Source organism: Acinetobacter pullicarnis, assembly GCF_006352475.1.
GTDB classification, from domain to species: domain Bacteria; phylum Pseudomonadota; class Gammaproteobacteria; order Pseudomonadales; family Moraxellaceae; genus Acinetobacter; species Acinetobacter pullicarnis.
Genome location: NZ_VCMZ01000002.1, coordinates 1 through 20,637 on the forward strand (window position 1 = coordinate 1; position 20,637 = coordinate 20,637).

At 43.0% G+C, this 20,637-nt stretch carries 22 protein-coding genes and 9 pseudogenes; 20 read left to right on the top strand and 11 right to left on the bottom strand.

All coding sequences use genetic code 11. From position 1 onward, the window contains the following. The coding region (locus FD716_RS17880) for a tyrosine-type recombinase/integrase (RefSeq protein WP_171477120.1) at window positions 1-314 on the top strand (314 nt) is incomplete at its 5' end. Between the two features lie 156 nt (window positions 315-470). Then, window positions 471-1,511: pseudogene (locus tag FD716_RS17885) on the top strand (IS3 family transposase); the annotation flags it as partial. 70 nt (window positions 1,512-1,581) lie between these two features. On the opposite strand, the gene FD716_RS17890 reads toward FD716_RS17885, so the two are convergent. Beyond that, window positions 1,582-1,815 carry a hypothetical protein gene (locus FD716_RS17890; RefSeq protein ID WP_198080028.1) on the bottom strand — a complete coding sequence of 78 codons (234 nt, stop codon included), beginning with the start codon at window positions 1,813-1,815 and terminating at the stop codon, window positions 1,582-1,584. Between the two features lie 308 nt (window positions 1,816-2,123). On the opposite strand from FD716_RS17890, the pseudogene FD716_RS19460 reads away from it, so the two are divergent. The 5 genes and pseudogenes from FD716_RS19460 (at window position 2,124) to istB (ending at window position 5,141) form a co-directional block, all read left to right on the top strand. Further along, window positions 2,124-2,568: pseudogene (locus tag FD716_RS19460) on the top strand (hypothetical protein). Between the two features lie 2 nt (window positions 2,569-2,570). Further along, a complete protein-coding gene (locus tag FD716_RS17900) occupies window positions 2,571-2,819 on the top strand; it encodes a type II toxin-antitoxin system Phd/YefM family antitoxin (RefSeq protein WP_000192612.1) in 249 nt (82 codons plus the stop codon). Further along, complete coding sequence (locus tag FD716_RS17905) at window positions 2,809-3,096, top strand: type II toxin-antitoxin system RelE family toxin (RefSeq protein WP_139853741.1); 288 nt, start codon at window positions 2,809-2,811, stop codon at window positions 3,094-3,096. The genes FD716_RS17900 and FD716_RS17905 overlap by 11 nt, the downstream gene beginning before the upstream one ends. Window positions 3,097-3,351: 255 nt before the next feature. Continuing rightward, window positions 3,352-4,361: pseudogene (gene istA / locus FD716_RS17910) on the top strand (IS21-like element ISAba8 family transposase); the annotation flags it as partial. A 7-nt stretch (window positions 4,362-4,368) separates the two neighbouring features. Beyond that, window positions 4,369-5,141, top strand: a pseudogene (gene istB, locus FD716_RS17915) (IS21-like element ISAba8 family helper ATPase IstB). 76 nt (window positions 5,142-5,217) lie between these two features. Here istB and FD716_RS17920 read toward each other — a convergent pair. From FD716_RS17920 to FD716_RS17930, 3 genes and pseudogenes are all read right to left on the bottom strand, one after another. Next, window positions 5,218-6,521 (bottom strand): annotated as a pseudogene (locus tag FD716_RS17920) (Y-family DNA polymerase). 15 nt (window positions 6,522-6,536) lie between these two features. Continuing rightward, window positions 6,537-7,112: pseudogene (locus FD716_RS17925) on the bottom strand (LexA family protein). Window positions 7,113-7,285: 173 nt separating this feature from the next. Then, window positions 7,286-8,005 (bottom strand): IS6-like element IS1008 family transposase, encoded by a 720-nt coding sequence (locus FD716_RS17930; protein WP_139853742.1) that lies wholly within the window; start codon window positions 8,003-8,005, stop codon window positions 7,286-7,288. 57 nt (window positions 8,006-8,062) lie between these two features. On the opposite strand from FD716_RS17930, the pseudogene istA (FD716_RS17935) reads away from it, so the two are divergent. The 3 genes and pseudogenes from istA (FD716_RS17935) (at window position 8,063) to FD716_RS19345 (ending at window position 10,361) form a co-directional block, all read left to right on the top strand. Then, window positions 8,063-9,583, top strand: a pseudogene (gene istA, locus FD716_RS17935) (IS21 family transposase). Further along, window positions 9,580-10,164: an ATP-binding protein gene (locus tag FD716_RS17940; RefSeq protein WP_323808201.1), complete on the top strand. Its 585-nt coding sequence runs from the start codon at window positions 9,580-9,582 to the stop codon at window positions 10,162-10,164. Before istA (FD716_RS17935) ends, FD716_RS17940 begins: the two are co-directional and overlap by 4 nt. After that, entirely contained in the window at window positions 10,164-10,361 is a 198-nt protein-coding gene (locus FD716_RS19345; RefSeq protein ID WP_323808202.1) for an ATP-binding protein, read from the top strand. Before FD716_RS17940 ends, FD716_RS19345 begins: the two co-directional genes overlap by 1 nt. Window positions 10,362-10,867: 506 nt before the next feature. Here FD716_RS19345 and FD716_RS19140 read toward each other — a convergent pair. Both FD716_RS19140 and FD716_RS19275 read right to left on the bottom strand, forming a co-directional pair. Beyond that, a complete protein-coding gene (locus tag FD716_RS19140) occupies window positions 10,868-11,239 on the bottom strand; it encodes a hypothetical protein (RefSeq protein WP_228715033.1) in 372 nt (123 codons plus the stop codon). Window positions 11,240-11,805: 566 nt separating this feature from the next. Next, window positions 11,806-11,940, bottom strand: a complete 135-nt coding sequence (locus tag FD716_RS19275; RefSeq protein ID WP_267285314.1) for a hypothetical protein — start codon at window positions 11,938-11,940, stop codon at window positions 11,806-11,808. 675 nt (window positions 11,941-12,615) lie between these two features. On the opposite strand from FD716_RS19275, the pseudogene FD716_RS17960 reads away from it, so the two are divergent. The 10 genes and pseudogenes from FD716_RS17960 to FD716_RS19150 form a co-directional block, all read left to right on the top strand. After that, a pseudogene (locus FD716_RS17960) lies at window positions 12,616-13,018 on the top strand (transposase); the annotation flags it as partial. A gap of 97 nt (window positions 13,019-13,115) precedes the next feature. Continuing rightward, window positions 13,116-13,604: a peptide-methionine (S)-S-oxide reductase MsrA gene (msrA, locus tag FD716_RS17965; RefSeq protein ID WP_000762837.1), complete on the top strand. Its 489-nt coding sequence runs from the start codon at window positions 13,116-13,118 to the stop codon at window positions 13,602-13,604. Between the two features lie 3 nt (window positions 13,605-13,607). Further along, entirely contained in the window at window positions 13,608-13,868 is a 261-nt protein-coding gene (locus FD716_RS17970; RefSeq protein WP_001076938.1) for a glutaredoxin, read from the top strand. A 31-nt stretch (window positions 13,869-13,899) separates the two neighbouring features. Continuing rightward, complete coding sequence (msrB, locus tag FD716_RS17975; protein WP_139853743.1) at window positions 13,900-14,337, top strand: peptide-methionine (R)-S-oxide reductase MsrB; 438 nt, start codon at window positions 13,900-13,902, stop codon at window positions 14,335-14,337. Between the two features lie 54 nt (window positions 14,338-14,391). Then, window positions 14,392-14,664, top strand: coding sequence for a glutaredoxin family protein (locus FD716_RS17980; protein ID WP_139853744.1), 273 nt, complete (start codon window positions 14,392-14,394; stop codon window positions 14,662-14,664). 20 nt (window positions 14,665-14,684) lie between these two features. Beyond that, entirely contained in the window at window positions 14,685-14,993 is a 309-nt protein-coding gene (locus FD716_RS17985) for an antibiotic biosynthesis monooxygenase family protein (protein WP_000582514.1), read from the top strand. Between the two features lie 53 nt (window positions 14,994-15,046). Then, complete coding sequence (locus tag FD716_RS19280) at window positions 15,047-15,340, top strand: thiolase family protein (protein ID WP_267285317.1); 294 nt, start codon at window positions 15,047-15,049, stop codon at window positions 15,338-15,340. Next, the gene (locus tag FD716_RS19285; RefSeq protein ID WP_267285318.1) at window positions 15,321-16,094 is read left to right on the top strand and encodes a thiolase family protein; all 774 of its coding nucleotides are present in this window, start codon (window positions 15,321-15,323) and stop codon (window positions 16,092-16,094) included. Before FD716_RS19280 ends, FD716_RS19285 begins: the two co-directional genes overlap by 20 nt. A 17-nt stretch (window positions 16,095-16,111) precedes the next feature. Beyond that, window positions 16,112-16,261, top strand: a complete 150-nt coding sequence (locus tag FD716_RS19290; protein WP_267285319.1) for a hypothetical protein — start codon at window positions 16,112-16,114, stop codon at window positions 16,259-16,261. A gap of 122 nt (window positions 16,262-16,383) precedes the next feature. Then, complete coding sequence (locus tag FD716_RS19150; protein WP_228715044.1) at window positions 16,384-16,785, top strand: peptide-methionine (S)-S-oxide reductase; 402 nt, start codon at window positions 16,384-16,386, stop codon at window positions 16,783-16,785. 364 nt (window positions 16,786-17,149) lie between these two features. Here FD716_RS19150 and FD716_RS19350 read toward each other — a convergent pair. The 5 genes and pseudogenes from FD716_RS19350 to FD716_RS19180 form a co-directional block, all read right to left on the bottom strand. After that, window positions 17,150-17,627 (bottom strand): annotated as a pseudogene (locus FD716_RS19350) (GGDEF domain-containing protein). Window positions 17,628-17,634: 7 nt separating this feature from the next. Further along, on the bottom strand, window positions 17,635-18,123 hold the full coding sequence (locus tag FD716_RS19160) for a GAF domain-containing protein (protein ID WP_228715037.1): 489 nt from the start codon (window positions 18,121-18,123) through the stop codon (window positions 17,635-17,637). A 615-nt stretch (window positions 18,124-18,738) separates the two neighbouring features. Continuing rightward, complete coding sequence (locus tag FD716_RS19170) at window positions 18,739-19,215, bottom strand: hypothetical protein (RefSeq protein ID WP_228715039.1); 477 nt, start codon at window positions 19,213-19,215, stop codon at window positions 18,739-18,741. Window positions 19,216-19,223: 8 nt separating this feature from the next. Continuing rightward, entirely contained in the window at window positions 19,224-19,442 is a 219-nt protein-coding gene (locus FD716_RS19175) for a hypothetical protein (protein WP_228715040.1), read from the bottom strand. 343 nt (window positions 19,443-19,785) lie between these two features. After that, entirely contained in the window at window positions 19,786-20,022 is a 237-nt protein-coding gene (locus FD716_RS19180) for a hypothetical protein (protein WP_228715042.1), read from the bottom strand. Window positions 20,023-20,637 lie beyond the last annotated feature (615 nt).

Consider the following 20,637-nt stretch of genomic DNA (forward strand, 5'->3'; position numbering starts at 1 on the left):
TGCAGTGGTCATACGGTGAAAAATACCTTTTTGCTAGCCCTCGCAAACACAATCAACCGATTCATTTTAATACTCTAAATATGGCCATACGTAAGATGGGGTATGGCAAACATCAACTATCTTCTCATGGATTACGTTCTACTTTTAGTACCATTTTGAATGACTCAGGTTTGTTCCAAGATAATTGGATTGAGGCACAACTTTCACATATTGATAAAAACCGTACCCGTGCCAGCTATAATCACGCTGACTATTTAGCTCAACGGACTGAAATGATGCAGTGGTGGGGTGATTATTTAAGTACTAGTAAGTGAAAATCGTACTGAACCGTGCCGGGTTTGTCGGAGAGTCAATATTTTTTTTGTCAACGGCATTCTAAAATTGACCCCTTTTACCTCGTATTAAGTTTCAACCTGAGGTTGAATCCCTATTCTTTTTTTTATTCTTCAAATGATAACTCTCACCCGATATTGAGTTCTGAGTTTGATGTTCATCAAAACCAAATTATTGACTGGAAAAATCAATTAATCTCAGCTTCCTCGCAAGCTTTCGATCAATCAAAAGCTCCATCAGAACCACCCATCGATCTAAAAAAAACTACATGCAAAAATCGGCGAGCAGGCATTAGAAATTGATTTTTTAGAAGGTGTGTTGAAGAAACTGGGCCGCTTCAACCATAAAAGTTAATCGATCACTCACTTCAGATTTCAGTATCTAAACTGGCTAAGTTGCTGAAAGTCTCTCGTGGTTGTTATTACTATCGCCCAAAACCTGTTAGCTCAACAGATCTGAAGCTGATGCGATGTATTGATGAATTACATATGCAATATCCTTTTGCAGGCAGTCGTATGATGCGTGATTTGTTGAATCGTCAGGGGCATCATATAGGACGACGTCATACACGTACTTTAATGAAGAAAATGGGTATTCAGGCGTTATATTGCAAACCAAATTTAAGCAAGGCTAATCAAGCTCACCGTAAATATCCATATCTGCTCAAAGGATTGGTTATTCAGCGCAGTAATCAAGTGTGGTCTATGGATATAACGTATATCCCTATGGCAAAAGGTTTTGTTTATTTATTTGCTGTGATTGATTGGCATAGCCGCAAGGTACTTGCGCATAGGGTATCGATTAGTATATAGGTGGATTTTTGTATTTCGGCTTTAAATGAAGCGATTGAAAAATATGAATCACCTGAAATATTGAATACAGACCAAGGGGGGCAGTTCACCAGTGATGCATTTATTGATGTATTGAAATCAAATGGCATTCAAATCAGTATGGATGGTAAAGGTCGATGGGTAGAGTGATGGTTGAACGATTATGGCGGAGCGTTAAATATGAAGAGGTGTATCTCAAAGCTTATAGCAGTGTCACAGATGCGAAAAAGCAATTGAGTGCATATTTTGAGTTTTATAATCTGAAACGACCTCATTCGAGTCTAGACAAAATGACACCAAATGAGTTTTTACTATGATCAGCTAACCCAACAAAACAAGGTGGCTTAACTAGAGCGGAATATCACTTATAAATATGCTTTTAGTTGTTCAAACAAGTGGGATCACCTCTGCAAGTGACTCAATGAAACCTTATTTTCCTCTCAATAATTTCGCTTAGGCTAAATCCACGAGGTTTCACAGCTGGAGAATGATCTTGAAGCCAGTCATAAGCTTCTTTAATTCGTAGATTACCAATAGGATTACCTGCCCCAGATTTCAGTAGGGGCCAATCAGCTTGTTCTTCTGCATTAATTGAAAAACCCAGCTGATTTAAAAGCCCTTTTCGCCCATAGCCTTGAGGTAGCAAGTCCATGAGAAATGCTAGCCATTGGCTTTCTAAGTTGTTTTGTACATTGACTGGAAATTGGAATGATAGAGGGTAATGCTCCCTAAAATTAACTGAGTTTAAAAGGGCTTTGTTGCATAAATATGTAAGCATCTGATTTAAATAGATTTAATTTTAGATCAAAAAATAATCAAAACTTTTAAAATCATATAGTTATGAAATCTTTGTGTAACAACAGCCATCGTGTAGCAAAGAGGGTTAATTAGAGTTTTTTAAAAGTACTTTTAAGTGTTCTTTTATCTATGCTATAGTTCTATTGTTGAATAGGAGTACCAATGAATTCTGATGCTATCTGGACTGAAACTGAAGAATCTCGTTTAAAACGAGAGGATGAAGTTCGTATGCAGGAACTCAGACGTCTATTTGATTTAATGGATGAAAGAGAGCACCAACAAATTCAAGCCAAAGAGTTAGAAGAAGCTCTTAATGTCCTTTCTTGGGTTGATGTAGTACGTGCATTAGAAAGTTGCCTAGATTGTATAGTTCCCCAAAAGACGGGAAATGCGATCACAATCTATAGACCGTATTGAGCAACATCGTAAATGGTTAAAGGCATTTCGTTCAGCGATGCCTTACCTTGCGAAGATGCTGCTAGTTACTGATGCCTCCTTGCTTATCAGAATGAGATCCACATTGGACCGGTATGCTGAAATTAGCTACCCAAATCTACTCGTAATGATTCAACCCAAACTCCAAACACTAAATTCTATAGAGGCTTAACTATGACTCAATTAATCCATGCACGAATGACTGCAAGTATTACTGAACTCAAAAAGAGTCCGATGGATACAGTGTTGGCAGGCAAAGGGGAACCTGTCGCAATCCTCAATCGTAATACACCAGCGTTTTACTGTGTTCCGGCTGATCTGTATGAAACGATGATGGAACAACTAGAAGATCTAGAACTGAATAAGATTGCAGATGCTCGTGCGAATCAGAAACGCATTCGAGTAAATATTGATGACCTATAAGTTAGACTTTTTAGAAGAAGCATTAGCAGAATGGAATAAGCTTAATCCAAGTATTAAGCAGCCATTGAAGAAGAAGTTGATCAAGGTTTTGGAGAATCCTCGCATTCCCAAAAACAAGTTGTCAGGACATCCTAACCGCTATAAGATCAAACTTCGTAGTATTGGTTATCGTCTGGTTTATGAAGTCGTTGATGATGAGGTAATTGTCATCGTGATTGCTGTAGGCAGACGTGAAAACAATGCCATCTATGATGATGCCAACTCTCGTCATTCATAAATGATGTAATGCCTATAAGCAGATAGTGTCTATGAAAACACTCATGTTTATGGGCATTTTTTTTGTAGATAATCTTCGATTAGTTTAGTAGTAAATTACAACTATTTTGAAATCAATAAACAACTATTGTGAAACCAAAACGAAATCAATTTATAGGTAAGACATTTTGTTAGCGGCAGTGTAAAAATGACCCCCTAATGGCATTTAAAAACTGACCCCCTTGGTTAATATAGCGGTCATTTTGGACTGCTCAACATGTTAACTTTGGAGCAAGCAGTGACAATCCAAATACTTCATCAACAAGGTAAATCTATTAAAGCCATTAGTCGTGAACTGGGGGTGTCCAGAAATACCGTACGTAAATATTTACGGCAAAACACCACACCTCAGTATCAGCGTATACAGCCTAGAATAAGTATCCTTGACCCATATAAACCCTATTTACTCCAACGTGTAAACGCAGCTCATCCTGAATGGATTCCTGCTGTTGTGCTCTACCAGGAAATTTTAAGGTTGGGATATCCAGGAAAGATCAGGATCTTGAGGGAATATCTTGCAACATTAAAACCAGTTGCTAAACCGGAACCGATCATTCGTTTTGAAACCCAACCTGGCCAACAAATGCAGGTAGATTTCACGACAATTCGACGCAACAACACGACTTTAAAAGCCTTTGTCGCAACATTAGGGTATTCCAGAGCGACTTTCGTGAAATTTTATGATCATGAACGTACCGATGCATGGATCGATGGTCTAGAAAATGCATTTCAGTTCTTTGCAGGAGTACCTCAGGAAATCCTGTTTGATAACGCTAAAACGATCATGATTGAACGGGATGCCTATCAGGAGGGGCAGCATAAATGGAACCCCAAACTGCTCGATTGCGCCAAGAAATACAGCTTTCGTCCTCGCGTATGTAAGCCCTACCGTGCACAGACCAAAGGCAAAGTTGAACGCTTTAATGGATACCTCAAATCAAGCTTTATTGTGCCATTGAAAGCAAGCCTGAAGACTTCGGGTTTACTGTTAGATGTTGATGTCGCCAATGCCCACATTGGCCGGTGGCTGCATGAAACCGCCAATCAGCGGATTCATGCCACCACGCAAGAAAAACCGGCTGTTCGACTGCAACAGGAGCAGCAAAAATTTACGCCATTACCGCAATCAGATACGGGTTCTGGCACTGTACCTGTTGCAGCAGCACAGCATGTCATGCCTACGAGAGTTTGCAGCATCCCTTATCGGTATATGACCAGTTGCTGGAGTTTCCTGATGAATCTGCAATACGACCGTATAGAGCAACTTTGCCAAAAGCTCAATCTGCCTGCCATCGCATCACAATGGTCACATCATGCACAACAAACATTAGGTCAGGATGGAAGTTATGCCGACTTTGTTGAAGCTATCTTGACGCATGAATATGCTGCCAGGCAACAGCGCAGTCAGCAGGTACTGATGAAACTCTCAGGCCTGCCTCAAGTCAAAACCCTGGAAGACTATGATTTTAATTATGCCCTAGGGGCCCCTAAATCACAGGTGATTGAACTGTTCAATCTGAGCTTTATTGCTAGAGCAGAAAATGTGGTGTTTCTGGGGGCTAGCGGAGTAGGAAAAACGCACTTATCTATGGCATTAGGCTATAAGGCCATCATGAACAACATTAAGATCAAGTTCATTACCGCAGCGGATTTAATGCTGCAACTGAGTACAGCCTATCAGCAAGGTAAATTGAAAACCTATATGCAGCGTGCGGTACTGGGACCAAAGTTACTGATTATCGATGAAATTGGTTTTTACCGTTTGGACGTGAAGAAGCGAATCTGTTCTTTAACGTGATTGCCAAGCGTTATGAAAAAGGCAGTACGATATTGACGAGTAACTTACCCTTTAGCCAATGGTCTAAGTCATTTGCGGATGATGTTACGTTGACCGCTGCGATGTTAGATCGGTTGCTGCATCACTGTCATGTGGTACAAATATCGGGTGAGAGTTATCGTTTGAAGGATAAAAAAAGAATTGGGATTCAGCCCCAGGTTGAAATTTAATACGAGATCAAAGGGGTCAATTTTACTTTGCCATTTGTAAGGTGAAAGGGGTCAATTTTAGAATGCCGTTGACAATTTACTTCACACAAAGCAGTTGATCCCACTTAAAGTAGTTCTGTGTTAGCCGATCTCGTGACATATTCCATGTTCTGTTCGGCATTAAACTCGCGCCCAAGGCAATCTTGGTTTTGCCATACTTAAGATGAATCGCTTCGAGGGAATCCATCAAGGCATTGCTGACTTCGATGTGTTTCATATCAGTGAACATGTCATACACATGGTTTTCCTTTGGTTCGAGACACGTCAGAATCACGCCGCATTTCTTGAATGCTATATCCTTTGCATACAGGCCATCAATCATCGTTGTAGCGAGTTTAGAGAGCACCAATAAGTTGTCGGTAGGTTCTGGTAAAGCTAAAGATAAAGACTTGTTGTAGAAGGGCTTTGAGCTATCAAATGGGTTTGATTGAACGAAACCAATCAGACAACCACACAACAAATTATCATCTCTCAGTCTGCTAACAGCATCCATGACATACAGCGACATGGCTTCCTTGAGATCATCTATGTGATAGATCCTCTGCCCAAAGGAGCGACTAGCAATGATTTGCTTCTTTGCAGGTGGCGTATGTTCCAGTTCAATACAAGCAATTCCCTGCAATTCCAATAAAGTTCTGTGCATCACTACAGAAAATTGGTCCCTGATCATCAGAGGGGAAGCCAAGACAAAATCCATAACTGAATGAATCCCCAAGCTGTTGAGCTTCTTGGAATGCTTTCGGCCTACGCCCCAGATTTCACCAACATCTATGGCTTGATGCAGAGTTTCAGCAGAGCATGGATCCATTGAAACCAAGTTGCAAACACCATTGAAGTAAGCGTTCTTCTTGGCAATATGGTTCGCTAGTTTCGCTTCAGTCTTTGAGCGTCCAATGCCAATACATACAGGTAAACCAAGCCAAGAAAACACACGCTGACGAATCTGATGGGCATTTCAGTCAAGTCGTAATTCCCTGAATGAGCTGTCAGATCCAGAAAGCACTCATCAATTGAGTAAATCTCCTGCTCTTTGGGAGATACAAAATCAGAGAGCACCTTCATGAATCTGCGAGACATCTCTGCATACAGTGCATAATTGCTCGATAGCACCTGCACCTGATGCTGCTCTACGATGTCCTTGATCTGAAAGAGAGGAACACCCATCTTAATGCCCAAGTCCTTGGCTTCCTGAGATCGAGCTACAGCACAGCCATCATTGTTGGATAGCACAATGACTGGCTTATTGTTCAAACTTGGGTTAAAGATACGTTCACAACTGACATAGCAGTTGTTGATGTCTACTAAAGCATAGATCTTCTGGTGAGATGCTTGCATGAGCATGAAACCAATAAAGTATTAACGCTTTCTGAATGGCTTGATGACAAAAGTCACTACACCCCAAATCACCATTTCCTGCCCATCCTTTAGATGAATGTCAGAATACTCAGGGTTCTCTGCTTTAAGCCAATGGTTATGATCACCTTCAATCATGAGACGTTTCACGGTGAACTCATCGTCGATCAGTGCAATCACGATGTCTTCATGTTTGGCTTCAATGCTCCGGTCTACAATTAGTTCATCATCAATCTCAACCTGCATCTCTCATGGAAAGTGAAGCTACTTTCACAACGAAGGTTGCAGCTTCATTTTTAATGAGGTGCTCATTCATGTCCAAAGTTTTGTCGACATAGTCCTGGGCAGGAGAAGGGAAACCAGCAGCAACCTTTTCTGAAGCCAAAGGAATATGCAAAATGTTGTAGGATCTACAAGCGTGATGGATGTCACATCATTGAAGCTTTGCTTCTCTGCCTCGTTGAGGTAATTCCTGATCTCTATGATTTTGGATACAGGTACTCTTACCGTTTTTGTAGGCTCATTATATTTGAGCTTTCTACCGGAACCATCTCGGCTTCCGCCACGACTATTGCTCATGACTCATCTACTTTTTGATTTTGTGACGTAATCAAATATATGACTGAATGTATTACAGATTCAAGACTATTTCGATAAGTGGTGAGACGTTAATGACAGCTTTTTTAATATATCTATTTCTGGCACTGTTGCAAATAGAGATTTGAGTCGATGATGTTCCCTTTAAAAAGTGCTTAGAGACCGAAAACCCTGTTGATTAGACACACTTCACCCTGAGGCTGACCATAATAAAATGACGATGCTTGTCCTTTACGTAGTGCACGCATGACTTCAATACCTTTAATTGTGGCATAAGCAGTCTTCATAGATTTGAATCCTAATGTGGCCCTGATGATTCGCTTTAACTTACCATGATCACATTCAATGACATTATTTTTATACTTAATCTGCCTGTGCTCAATATCTACTGGACATTTTCCTTCTCGCTTTAATCGTGATAAAGCATGGCCATAGGTCGCTGCTTTATCTGTATTGATGACCCGTGGAATTTGCCATTTTTTCACCGTATTGAAGATCTTTCCTAGAAAACTATAGGCTGATTTACTGTTCCGTCTAGCGGAAAGGTAAAAGTCAATCGTATGACCCTGTTGATCAACTGCACGATACAGGTAAGTCCATCGCCCCTTCACTTTGATATAAGTCTCATCCATATGCCATGAATGTAAATCTGTAGGATTACGCCAATACCAGCGTAACCGTTTTTCCATTTCTGGAGCATAACGCTGAACCCAACGATAAATTGTACTGTGATCCACATTTATGCCTCGTTCAGCGAGCATTTCTTGAAGTTCACGATAGCTGATGCCATATTTACAATACCAACGAACAGCCCAAAGAATGATTTCACCTTGAAAGTGTGTTCGGCGACAATTAGGATGACCGGTTGACGACAATTATCTTGGCCGGTTGGGTGTCACAATAGGTACCTTGTTTTCTGTTCGGAGTTCAAGGTGCCTGGACAACATATCACCCACCGACAAGAGGAGCTGTATATGCAGCATCGCCAACAAGGCATGACTCAAGAAATCGCTGCTGCGAAGTCTGCCATTTCCCCCCGCACTGCCCGACGTATTGAGCAGTCCAACACCTTACCCCGCGCTAAAGCTGATAGAGATTGGCGCACCCGCTAAGATCCACTGGAAGCCGTATGGGAAACCGATCTAGTTGTTCTTTTAAACGCTAAACCAGAGCTTACGCCTATTACTTTGCTGGAGCATTTGCAGGCGCTCTATCCAAACCAATATGACCAGCGAATTCTGAGAACATTGCAGCGTCGGGTTAAGAAATGGAAAGCACTACATGGCCCGGAGAAAGATGTCATCTTCCGCCAGCAAGCTCAACCCGGTTTACAGGGCTTCTCTGATTTTACTCATCCTGATAGCCCGATCACCATTAAGCAGCAACCCTTTGCTCATTTGCTGTATCAGTTCCGCCTCGCTTATAGCGGCTGGCGTTCCATCACTGTGGTTCAGGGTGGTGAGAGCTATTCTGCCTTATCTACCGGTTTACAGCGTGCGCTGACGCAGGCTGGTGGCTGTCCGGTGGAGCATCGCACCGATAGCCTCAGTGCCGCCAGGAACAATACGCAAAATGTCTGGACAGATGCCTATCAGGACTTGTGCGAGCATTACAACATGACGCCAACGCGCAATAACCTGGGGCAATCGCATGAGAACGGCGTAGTGGAGTGCGCTAATGGCTCATTTAAACGCCGTCTGGCGCAGCACCTGCTACTTCGCGGCCACAGTGACTTTGACAGTATCGAAGCCTACCAGGCCTTTATTGATCAAATCGTCGGCAAGCTAAACCAGCGCTCACGCAGCCGCTTTTTAGAAGAACAGCAAACCCTGCAAGCCTTACCGGAATATGATGCTGTTGATTACACCTTGCTGAGCATTAAAGTCACCCGTAGTGCCACCATTGAAGTGCGCCGGGTGGTGTACAGCGTGCCATCACGACTGATTGGCGAACGCCTGCAAGTACGGCTGTATCATAACAAACTGGTGCTCTATGTGGGCCAGCAAGTGGCGCTGACCTTGCCACGAATTTACCCGGCCCTCGGCCAAAGCCGTGCACGTTGTATCAACTACCGGCATATTATCCGCTCACTGGCCGCTAAACCGCAGGCGTTTCGTTACTCGCAACTGCGGGATGATATCTTACCTGACGACAATTACCGGCAGTTGTGGCAGTTAGTGGATGATGCGTTACCAGCACAGGATGCCTGTAAATGGATAGTCACGGTGTTATGGCTGGCGAGCGAATACGATAGCGAACAAGAGCTGGGAGAGACCTTGTTGCAAGAGGCCAGAGCCGGTCTGTTTGAAAGTGCCAAAACCATTCAGGAGCGCTTTTACACCCCGCAAAGCGCACCAGACATTAAGACAAAGCAACATAACCTGCAAAGTTATGATGCACTGCTAACGTCATTAAAGGCACAGGCGAAACACGATGTGGAGGTGCCATTTTGACTTCCTCCGTTGCATTACTGCTCAAAGAATTAAGGCTGCCGGCGTTCGTCAGGCACTATGAAAAACTCTGGCAAACCGCGGTAGAAAAAGGCTGGTCGCACAGTGACTACCTTGCGGCATTATGCGAATACGAGCTCGCAGAGCGCTTTACACGGCGCACACAAAGCTGGGTACGCGAAGGGAGGCTGGCACCGGGAAAAACCTTAAGCACTCTGGATAACAGCGTGCTCAGCCGGACAAATCAAGCGCTCATCGCCAAGTTGCACCAAGACCTGTCCTGGGCACATCACGCCGATAATATCCTGCTGATTGGCCCCAGTGGCACCGGCAAAACACACATAGCCAATGCATTGGGTTACCGGCTGATTGAGCAAGGCATACGCTGCAAACTGTTTCCAGCCATTGGCTTGGTACAACAGTTACAACAAGCCAAGCGCGAACTGGATCTGATGAGCGAGATGAGCAAGCTGGATAAGTATCAGGTGATCATCATTGATGACATTGGTTATGTGAAAAAACCGATGCAGAAACCCAGGTACTGTTTGAATTTATCGCGCATCGATATGAAAGCGGTAGCCTGATCATCACAGCCAATCACCCGTTTAGTGCATGGGATCAGATCTTCCCAGACAGCATGATGACGGTAGCGGCCATAGATCGGCTGATCCACCACGCGACAATTATAGAATTAGAAGGAGAAAGCTATCGAAAACAACATCAGTTAAAACAAGCTGGAAGTAGGAAAAATGAGAAAAACCTAACCGGCCATCATAATTGACGCGAACCGGCCAAGATAGTTGACGCCGAACAATGATTGACGATCTAACGCTCCAGAACCAAATCAGGGATCTGGCTTTAGCGAGTCGGAGCGAACCGACCGATGGTTGGCGTACCGAAGAGCTTGACCCTAAGTTGTGGAACGGTTGGCGTAAAATGATTCAGGGGGACCGGCTAGAAATCGCTGAATACGATCTGACGGCTAAGGTTAGCCAAGGGGACTCTCCTAGTGACAAGCCCGGAGTGGTTGAAGGTCTAAAACAAAGAATAAGGGCTTACAACTTTAGTAAACAAAGGACGTCATCAATAGCAGTGATATAAAAAGTTATCTTTGCCGCCCCGATAAGGCTTTACGGGGCGACTAAGTCTCACCCAACCGACAATTCCGATAGTTTCAGAATAAGCTTTGAGTTTTCTAAGATTGGAATTACTACACCACAGCACGTACTCGAGATACTACAAATAGCTTTTTGGTAGGACCGATACCGAATAAATATCCATAATACATCAGGAGAAACTTTTTTTAATTTTCTGTAACCGGTCATAAATCAGTGGCGGATAATTTGCATGATATTCACCACACTCTGGGCAATGCTCTTGTTTTAGGTACGCTTGATTGTCGAGATCTTGATAAGGAAAAACGCTGAAGAGAAGTTCGTGCTGCATAAGCGTTTTATAAAAACTCTTATGATAAGGTGCAATCTCGCTGTCTTTGATTTTGTCGAAATATAGGTCAACGCTGTTCAAAATGCTCATAATTTCTTTAACCCCGTCGAACCTTAAAATGTCGTCATCTTTGTGAATATCAACATCTAAGCTCTCTAGATCCTCAATGAAACATTCGCTCGAGAATACAGAAGGATCATTGCGTCTTGCCATCAACGGTCTTTTCTTGATCGTAACTAAAATTTTTGATGTTTCTTTCGACGAACATATAAAGTTCGTGAAGTTGATCTAACTCGTGCCTTAGTTGCTCCTTCGTGTTTTCTTTTTCGATTTGCTGATGAAGGATTCTATTCGCATCAATCTGGGCTTTCAGCGCTAAAAACAGAACTACTGAACCTAGTATCTGTACGAATGGTTCGAAATACCTCCAAAAGCATCTCCTATTTCGCCATAATCCTTCAAGTAGTGAAGAGGAAGAAGAGGTAAGAATAAAGGGAAAGAAGACAGAATACACTGCCGACGACGATGACCCAGAAAGCTATTTTGGTAACAGGAGAGTTATAGATATTCATTTTTACACCTTTTCAGAATTTCTTTTCTGTACGCGCTAGGAGTTTTGCCAATTTTTTTCTTAAACAACTTTTGAAAGTGTTCATGTGCCGGATACCCAATGGCTTCACTCACTTCGGAACAGACTTACCGGATCTTTAAGCAGCTGCTTTGCTTTTTCAAGCCGACAATAGGTTAAATAATCAAGAGGTGTCATGCCTGACAGCTCCTTAAATTTTGTAGTTCGTACGCGACATCCCCGCAATCCCGAGATCGTCAAGACCCCATTTTTTATCGAGACTATGATGAATAGCTTCCAAGGTTTTGCTGAGTTGCGGATTTTCGATCAGTTTCCAGGCAGACATTGGATTCTTAACGCTTGCACGAAGATAATTTCGGTCAGCTTTCTGACTAACGTGAAGGAAGCCCTGATTTTGCTTCCTGCTCTATAATACTTAAAAGCATGGCAAGCCAAGGCGAGTGGGAGTTATCAGCACTCTTGATATGCACGACATTTGCAGCGAATTTAAGAATGGATGATCGGGTCCGCCATTAAAAAAAATGTCCGCAAACGGTGGGCTTTGAGCTTGCTCTGACGTGAGCTTCGGATTTTTAGCTCTAAATTCGGCCGCAGGCTCGGCCGTGATTTTAAAAAAGACAATGCCCTGCTGTTTGTCTGCTATACCAAATAGCTGGAAACGAAGTGAAATCCGCAAATCAAGGCTACTCGAGACGAGACCAAGAAAACCTACTAGCTCAGGCCCAGGTCTTAGAGCATGAACGAAGCCATCCGCAGCGCTGCCCCTTTGGAGCTTTCTCATTTACCAAGGCACGGGAAATGCGCGGCATAATTAAGAACTTTCATCAAAAAACAGCCCACAAAAACCGATTACTACAGCTAACTAAAACAGGCTATGAAAGTATTAATTAATTATCATGCACAACATTTCCTCATGGGAATAAGAATATAAAAATCCTTAAGGGCTGAAAAAAAGCCAGGGCTACAGTAATCAAAGGTACGGCACGAGAAAAGGCTTAATTTATGTGCTGTGATTGATTGGCATAGCCGCAAGGTACTTGCGCATAGGGTATCGATTAGTATGGATCGGCTTTAAATGAAGCAATTGAAAAATATGGATCACCTGAAATATTTAATACAGACCAAGGCAGTCAGTTCGTGATGCATTTATTGAAAATCAAATGGCATTCAAATCAGTATGGATGGTAAAGGTCGATGGATTGATAATGTGATGGTTGAAATTATGGCGGAGCGTTAAATATGAAGGTGTATCTCAAAGCTTATAGCAGTGTCACAGATGCGAAAAAGCAATTGAGTGCATATTTTGAGTTTATAATCTGAAACGACCTCATTCGAGTCTAGACAAATTGACACCAAATGAGTTTTACTATGATCAGCTACCCCAACAAAACAAGGTGGCTTAACTAGAGCGGAATATCACTTATAAATACGCTTTAGTTGTTCAAACAAGTGGGACCACCTCTGTCTAATCAGTAAGTGGATGAAAACTAAGGAGGCTTTATGAAACTAGATTATGTGATCGTTGCCGGAGGGTGTTTTTGGGGTCTCGAAGACCTCCTTAGGAGTCTGGACGGTGTGACGTCAACGAAGGTGGGCTACTCTGGCGGAGATTTTGATGATCCTACCTACGCCGATATTATAACAGGGAAAACGGGGCACGCCGAAGCGGTTCGCGTGGAATACGACCAAGACGAAATATCTCTCGAAGAGATTCTACATTACTTTTTCAAAATCCATGATCCGACTACGAAGAATCGCCAAGGAAATGATGTTGGCACTTCGTATCGCTCGGCAGCGTTCTATCGTGACGATGCACAGAAAGCGATTATCGAAAACGTGATTGATGAGGTCAATGAGATCGGTCGCTTCGAGAATCCCGTGGTCACGACGGTAGCCTTGGAAAAAGAGTTTTATGACGCTGAGGAGTATCACCAAAACTATTTGAAGAAGAATCCCCACGGGTACACGTGCCATTTTGAGAGAGATTAAACCATGAATCAAACGAAAGAGGAAAAAATGAAAGAACTTAAGAACGTTGTCATCTACACAAAAGACCATTGTCCGTTTAGTAAACGCGTGAAGGAGTACTTAACTTCTGAAAAAGTTGATTTTAAACAAATTCGCGTGGATGACGATCCCAAGACTTATGATGAGTTGAAGAAAAAAACCAACCTTCAAACTGTTCCGCAAGTTTTTGTGGATGGAAAATTCATTGGTAGCGCGACTGACTTCTTCGCGTGGATTGATAGCTAAAGAACAAACCCAAAAATAAAGGAGCAAATTTATGTTCAACTGGGAAAGCATTAACAACTATCTCGATAACGGCACTCCCGCTCCTCCTAGAAAAGTAGAAAAGAGCGAGGAAGAGTGGAAAAAAATTCTGACGCCCGCTCAATTTAATGTCATGCGGAAGAAAGGCACCGAGCGCCCTCACACTGGGGAACTCTGTTCATTTTATGAGGCAGGACGGTATGCCTGCGCGGGCTGCGACACTGAACTGTTTGATTCGAACGTTAAGTTTGATTCGGGAACAGGTTGGCCGAGTTTTTCTGAGCCCGTCGCCGACAACGTAATTCAATATGAACTGGACACGACTTACGGACGAAGAATCGAAGTGCTATGCAATGTGTGCGAAGCCCACTTAGGGCACGTTTTTCCAGATGGTCCTGAGCCCTGGGGCTCGATTCTGCATCAACTCGAGTCATTGAAGTTTGTAGAATAATTTTTAAATCGAGGGGGTTTATGAAAGTGAACCTTTTGAAAAAAGGAGCCGTTCGTGTTGATTAAGCTGTTCGGTCATAAAGACTGCCATAAAACCAAGATTTACCAGTCGTACTTGAAAGAAAAAGGAATCGAGTTTGATTTTTTAGATGTTCACGAAGACGACGCGGCAGCTGATGAACTGCGATCCCTTTATACTACTGGAAAGTTAAATTTCCCGACAATACTGGTTGGGACAAAGAAGCTGAGAAACCCCAAGTTCAAGGATCTCGACAAGTGGTTGGAAGCTTCGATGAAAACGAGATCTTTTTTTGAGGATTGTAATTAGCTTAGTAAGGAGTCAGATCAATGATTATAGCAGTTGTCCGCAGTCGTGTTGCCAAGGAGCACGGTGGGGAGTTTGAAAGAAGATACGCCGAGATGTCCGCGCTTGTCGAAGCCATTCCTGGTTACGGAAGCCATGAGCGGTTTTCTTCTCCTAACGGTGAAGATGTTCTAATTGTCGAGTTCCTTACCAGAGAAGCTTTCGATGCTTGGGATAAGCATCCCGAACACAAAAAAGCCAAGATGCTTGGCAAAGACTACATTTTTGAATCGTACGACGTGAAGGTCGGAGAAGTTTTTGAACGGCACACAAAGCCGGAGGTGAAATTATGAAAACGAGAAACGTTTATATCGTAGGTGGAGCTCGGATTCCATTTATGAAATCTATGACCGCATATCGAGACGTCTCAAGTGAAGAACTAATGACGGCGAGCCTAAAGAGTTTAGTTGATAGATATAACTTGGAAGGAAAAACTGTGGGCGATGTAGCCTTAGGAGCTGTCATGCACAGCTCGGCTAACTGGAATTTGGCTCGTGAAGTCGTTCAATCCTCCGGTTTGCATCCAAACACTCCGGCATATAACGTGCAACGTGCTTGCGGAACGAGCTTGGAAAATACGATTCAGATTGCTCACAAAATTTCTAGCCACCAAATTGAAAGTGGCATTGCGGGCGGTTGATAGCAACAGCGATTTGCCCATTATGGTTAGTCGAACTTTCGCAAGAAAATTGATTGCGTTGAATTCTGCCAGAACGCTTGGTGAGAAAGTAAAAATCATTTTAGGAATTAAACCTAGCGATCTAAAGCCAGTGTTGCCCGCAGTGGTTGAGCCACGCACCGGAAAATCAATGGGTGAGCATTGCGAACTCATGGTTAAAGAGTGGAATATTTCTCGCCAAGAGCAAGATGAGTTAGCGCTGGCAAGTCACAGAAATGCAGCTCAAGCATATAAAGATGGGTTTTATGATGATCTCGTCTTTCCATTCCAAGGAAATAAGACCGATGGAATTTTGCGTGCTGATACAACTTTGGAAAAATTGTCGAAGTTAAAACCTGTTTTTGATAAATCAGAAAAAGGGACTTTGACGGCGGGAAATTCAAGCTCGCTCACAGATGGCTCATCCACCGTTCTTTTAGCATCAGAAGAAGAGGCAAAAAAGAATAATTGGCCCCTGTTGGCTAAGATTGTGGATTCTCATACTTCCGCCGTGGATTATGTCGCTGGCGAAGGTTTGCTTATGGCCCCAACTGTGGCGGTCAGTGAATTATTGAAGCGAAACGGCTTAAAGCTTCAGGATTTTGATTTTTACGAAATTCACGAGGCGTTCGCTGGACAAGTGCTCTGCACGATGAAGGCGTGGGAGTCTGCTGAATACTGCAAAACACGTTTGGGACGATCAGAGCCTCTCGGAAAATTGACCGCTCGAAGCTAAATGTCCGTGGAAGTAGCATTGCCCTTGGGCATCCGTTTGCGGCTACTGGCGCTAAGATCGTCGGAGTTTTAGCAAAGATACTGCACTCAGCTGGTCCTGGAAAACGTGGCCTTATCGTCGTTTGCACGGCGGGAGGAATGGGAGTGGCTACAATTCTTGAAAGTTAGGAGAAAAATATGTCGGATCTAAAAATGAAAAAGAAGACGGTGTTGAAAGCTATGAATTTGCAACCCCTGAAGCAATCGAAGAAGCATTGAAAATCGGGAAGCTTAGTCAAACGGTTTTCGGCATGGGTTGCTTTTGGGGACCGGATTCTAATTTTGGAGGGACGCAGGGAGTAGTGCAAACACGTGTTGGCTACGCTGGAGCATCAACTCTGGATCCGAGTTACCGCAACATCAACGGACACGCCGAAGTCGTCAGAGTGATCTACGATAAAGACCAAATCAGCTACAGGGAACTTCTTGGAAGTTTTGAATCATGGTCTGTTCATGGTAGAAAGCAGGGCCAGTATCGCCAGATACTTTTTGTTTTTGATCTGGAGCAAAAACAAGTAGCTGAAGAACTGATTCAAGCGATTGGAAAGGAGAAATCTCCCGAGGTGATTGAGGCCGGAGAACAAAATGGTTATTTTGGCCCGCCGAAGATTACCATCAAAAGCATCGTCTTCGCAGAAACAAACAGCTTGTAAGTCTTGCAGAAGTAGATTTCGGTCCTCGCTGGGATGAACATCTGTATTTTACTAAATTAAATAGTACCGATAGAAAGGCTTCAGTCTCTCAAGCTGGCTAAAAAAGTTGTCTCCGGAAATGCAGAAAGCTTACCGAATCGGTTAATCTGAAATTGCAGCTGGCTAAAGAACTCTATTTTCTATATGTAAAGAATGTGACGATCTCCTTCACATGGAGTCCAAGAGAGCATAAAAAATCTGTGTAAGTCGCATTACCCATGTATTTGAAAGGAATAAATAATGCCAATATCAGACCAGCTTATCGACCGAAGCAAGACCTCAGTTTTTATGAGGTCTTGAGATCAGCGCAGCATGAACAGATCTCTTACAGTGTGGCGAACACACTGGTTTGATTGCGGCCTTGGGTTTTAGCTTTGTATAACATCTGATCGGCGACTTCGAGCAACTGCTTTTTGTCGTCAAATAAATCAGCGCTGGCCAAACCTATGCTGACCGTTAATTGTCGTAATAACCACTCATGGTTAGCCACTACCAGCCTTAACTTTTCCAGTGTTTTATTTGCGGACGCTGTCTGTGCCTGGCAGGATCAGCACAAACTCTTCACCACCATAACGGGCGAAAAAGTCATAGTTCCTGCTATGGCGCTGAAACAGAGCCGCGACTTGACTCAGTGCCTCATCTCCTGCGGCATGACCATAGCTGTCGTTAAAACTCTTAAAGTGATCAATATCAATCAATGCCAGTACAAAAGATTGTCCTGTTCTTTGCCAGCGAGCAAATTCAGCTTCAAACTTGAGGTCAAAAGCTCTTCTGTTGTTCACCCCTGTCAGCGCATCCGTCATGCTGGTATTATGTAATTTCGCCGACTTTTTTCAGCTCCAGTATGGCGATCACTTGTCTGGACAGAGCCTGCAAAGAGCTTATCTGCCGCTGGTTCAGCTGCTTAGGAACATGATCATAGACACAAATAGTACCAATCACTGCACCTTCGGGATCAATCAGCGGCGAGCCAGCATAAAATCGGTAGCCAGGTCCTGAAATCACCATAGCATTGGTACTGAATCTGTGATCTAAAGTAGCGTCAGGGACCACCATTACCGCATCAGGTGTTTCCATTGCATACACGCAAAAGGACTCTTTAATTAATACAGAGGTACGCGAAATACCAACTTTTGCAATTAGATTCAGCTTTGTGTCATCGGTTCGCGTCACCATAGCCACTGGTGCATCACAGATATAACACGCCAGTTCAGTGATATCCCGCAGGTTCTGATCTGCTTCAGCAGGTGCTTTTAGTGTGGTTTCTGCACTAGCTGTTTGAGCTAAACTAAAGGTCATGTACTTCTCCGTTTTTCTACTGCATTTTTCAAAGATCCTGCATAGAAAAATGAATTAAATCGTTGATTTAACTCTAGCATAGATCTGTCAGACTTGAAGTTATCTCTGTAGCAATGGTATTGTTTTGTACAATATTCGCCTGCTTGATTTGAGTTTTAGCTGTATTTATAAACTTTTGGCTTTTCCGGTCGCAGGCTCTATAATTTGCTCGTTTAAATCCAACTCTTCGTCTAACGTCATCTATTTAGTGTGCATGCGGCCTCCGGAGCATTTTCCGTGGCTTATTTTACCGAAGCATCGGGATTGCTAAATAGAGCTGAACGCTGTAATGCGCTTTCGAACTGAGCTTTCCGTAACTTCGGCATTAGTTCATGTACCTTGCTTACTGGATGTTGGTTGACGCGCAGCAGCACGTCCGTCAGATAATCGTAAACGTTAATAGCAGTGTTGACCTTGCTTTGAATGACGCCAACATGCTTAGCACCAAGCTCCGTTCAGCAGAATCACAGCCAGTTTTTCAGTTATCCCAAGTGTCACTCAGATTAAAGGCCGCCATACCGGATGTAGTGCCAACAAGAAAACTAAAACACAACTTCGCTGATCATCGCTGAGTGTTTATAAATCGTCTCCCATCACCGGTATCGATAAGCAGATAAGCCTGGTTATGCCATTAGCAGTTCTTGAAGCATTCCTGCTTTCAATGTCGTCAACGTGATCACGATTTGAGTTGAGATAACGACTCTGTTGCTGAAGACTCTCAGTTAATTGCCACTCACCAGATTCAAGAACAGCACCCGCTAACTCGGCACATACTGTTGCAAAACCATAAAGCGCTTGATTATCGCGGGTAAAACGCAGCGGCATCGTCTGGCCTTTTACAAGAAGGGACCATTCCAAAACTCTGTACTTACCTTTTAATCGGTTACTGACAAAAATAGTTATACTTGTACCGCTGGCGCCAACAACTAAAAAGCTCGTGATAGCTAGTCCTATCAGAGACCATAACTCTGGTTTCCCACTTAGTAACAGTGGATTAGGCAAATGACTCCTCAAAACGAGATCAGCACCAAGGGTCAGCGCTGTTTTATACACTGCTTGTTCTAATAATGGAGTTGCATGACCAGTGACGCAACAGCATCACAACTATAAGGTTCTAGAACTGCCGTAGCTCTCAACCATTCTGTTTCATGGGCAATCGCCAACAAATTTGACCAAATTCGAACCAGTGCCGCTATATGAATGGAGTTTTCATCAGTCAGGACGGTTTGATTAAGCTGCTTATCCAGTTCCTGATGCCAGTATTGGTATTGGCTTGTCAAAAGTACAAACAACTCAGATTGAAGCAACTTATTATTAGTTACCGGTCTTATCCTATTTGACATCTCATTGAATAGTTGTATAATTTTTTGTCTGCTTGTTGCTCACGCTTTAGCAGATCTTGCTGTTGTTGAAGCATCTGTAAATCGTATTCAATGGCCTGCTTAAAAAGTGTGAGTAAGGAACAGTGTTGTGATGCCCGATCTGGGCTTGAAAAGTCCAACATACACAAAGTACCGAAAGTTTTTCCGCTAGGCCAAAGCAATGGCAGGCCATAGTAATAACTAAAGCCTGCTGCAAATGTTGGGTTATTGTTTTCATATCGGGTACCGATTGCATTTTCAACTAGTAATGGCTGGTTACTGGAAATGACTTGGGAAAATAAGTGTTAAGTGCCAATGGAACAGGTTCACCGCAATAAAAAGTTGGTACTGACACACTGCCAACAGCCTGACAAATTTCGTTTTTATCTAATCGATTAATCAGCACACAAGGCACTTCCGCGACTTGAGCCATCGAGTTTACAATGCCTTGCCAGCGCTCTAGGAGCAGAGCGGTTTCTATGCTCAAATCTACTGCCATTTGTTCCCTCAGTATTTAAATAGTCCCCTTTTGCATCATTCGATCTTGTTTATCTCAGAGTATCAAACAGGAAACAAAGTGATTGATGTCAATCAGGAATTAGCAGCATTGATGCATTAAGCGGCGCACATACACTCTAAGTAAAGTGCTTAAGTCTGATTATGGCAAGAAATTGTTTACTTTGTCAGGGATAGTCAACACTTTATTAGCGAGAGACTTGCTTGGCTGACATTTAAGACAAATCGCGAGATTCCAAATCTGCCACCAACAGTCGGAACTGAGTAACTCACTTGAGCTTTAAAAAGTAAAGCATTGAAATATTTATGGTATTTATACATCCTACCTAGCTCACAGCAGAGTTTAGCATCGTGCATTAATATGACCTTACACTAAAAATACGTACTAGTTGACGTCTATCAAACTCGTTTACGAGATAGTGTAGTGGTCGACAAATTTTGGCCACATCGTTATTGCCTAATAACCGATGCTCTCTTTAAATGCGAAATGAGTAGTGCACGCATTTTTAGCCTTTTGGCAAAACGTTGATGTCTCGAAATTTTCAAGCGCTGTGCCTTGTTTATTTTCAGAAACGTCTGCTTTCAGTGAGTTCCTGAT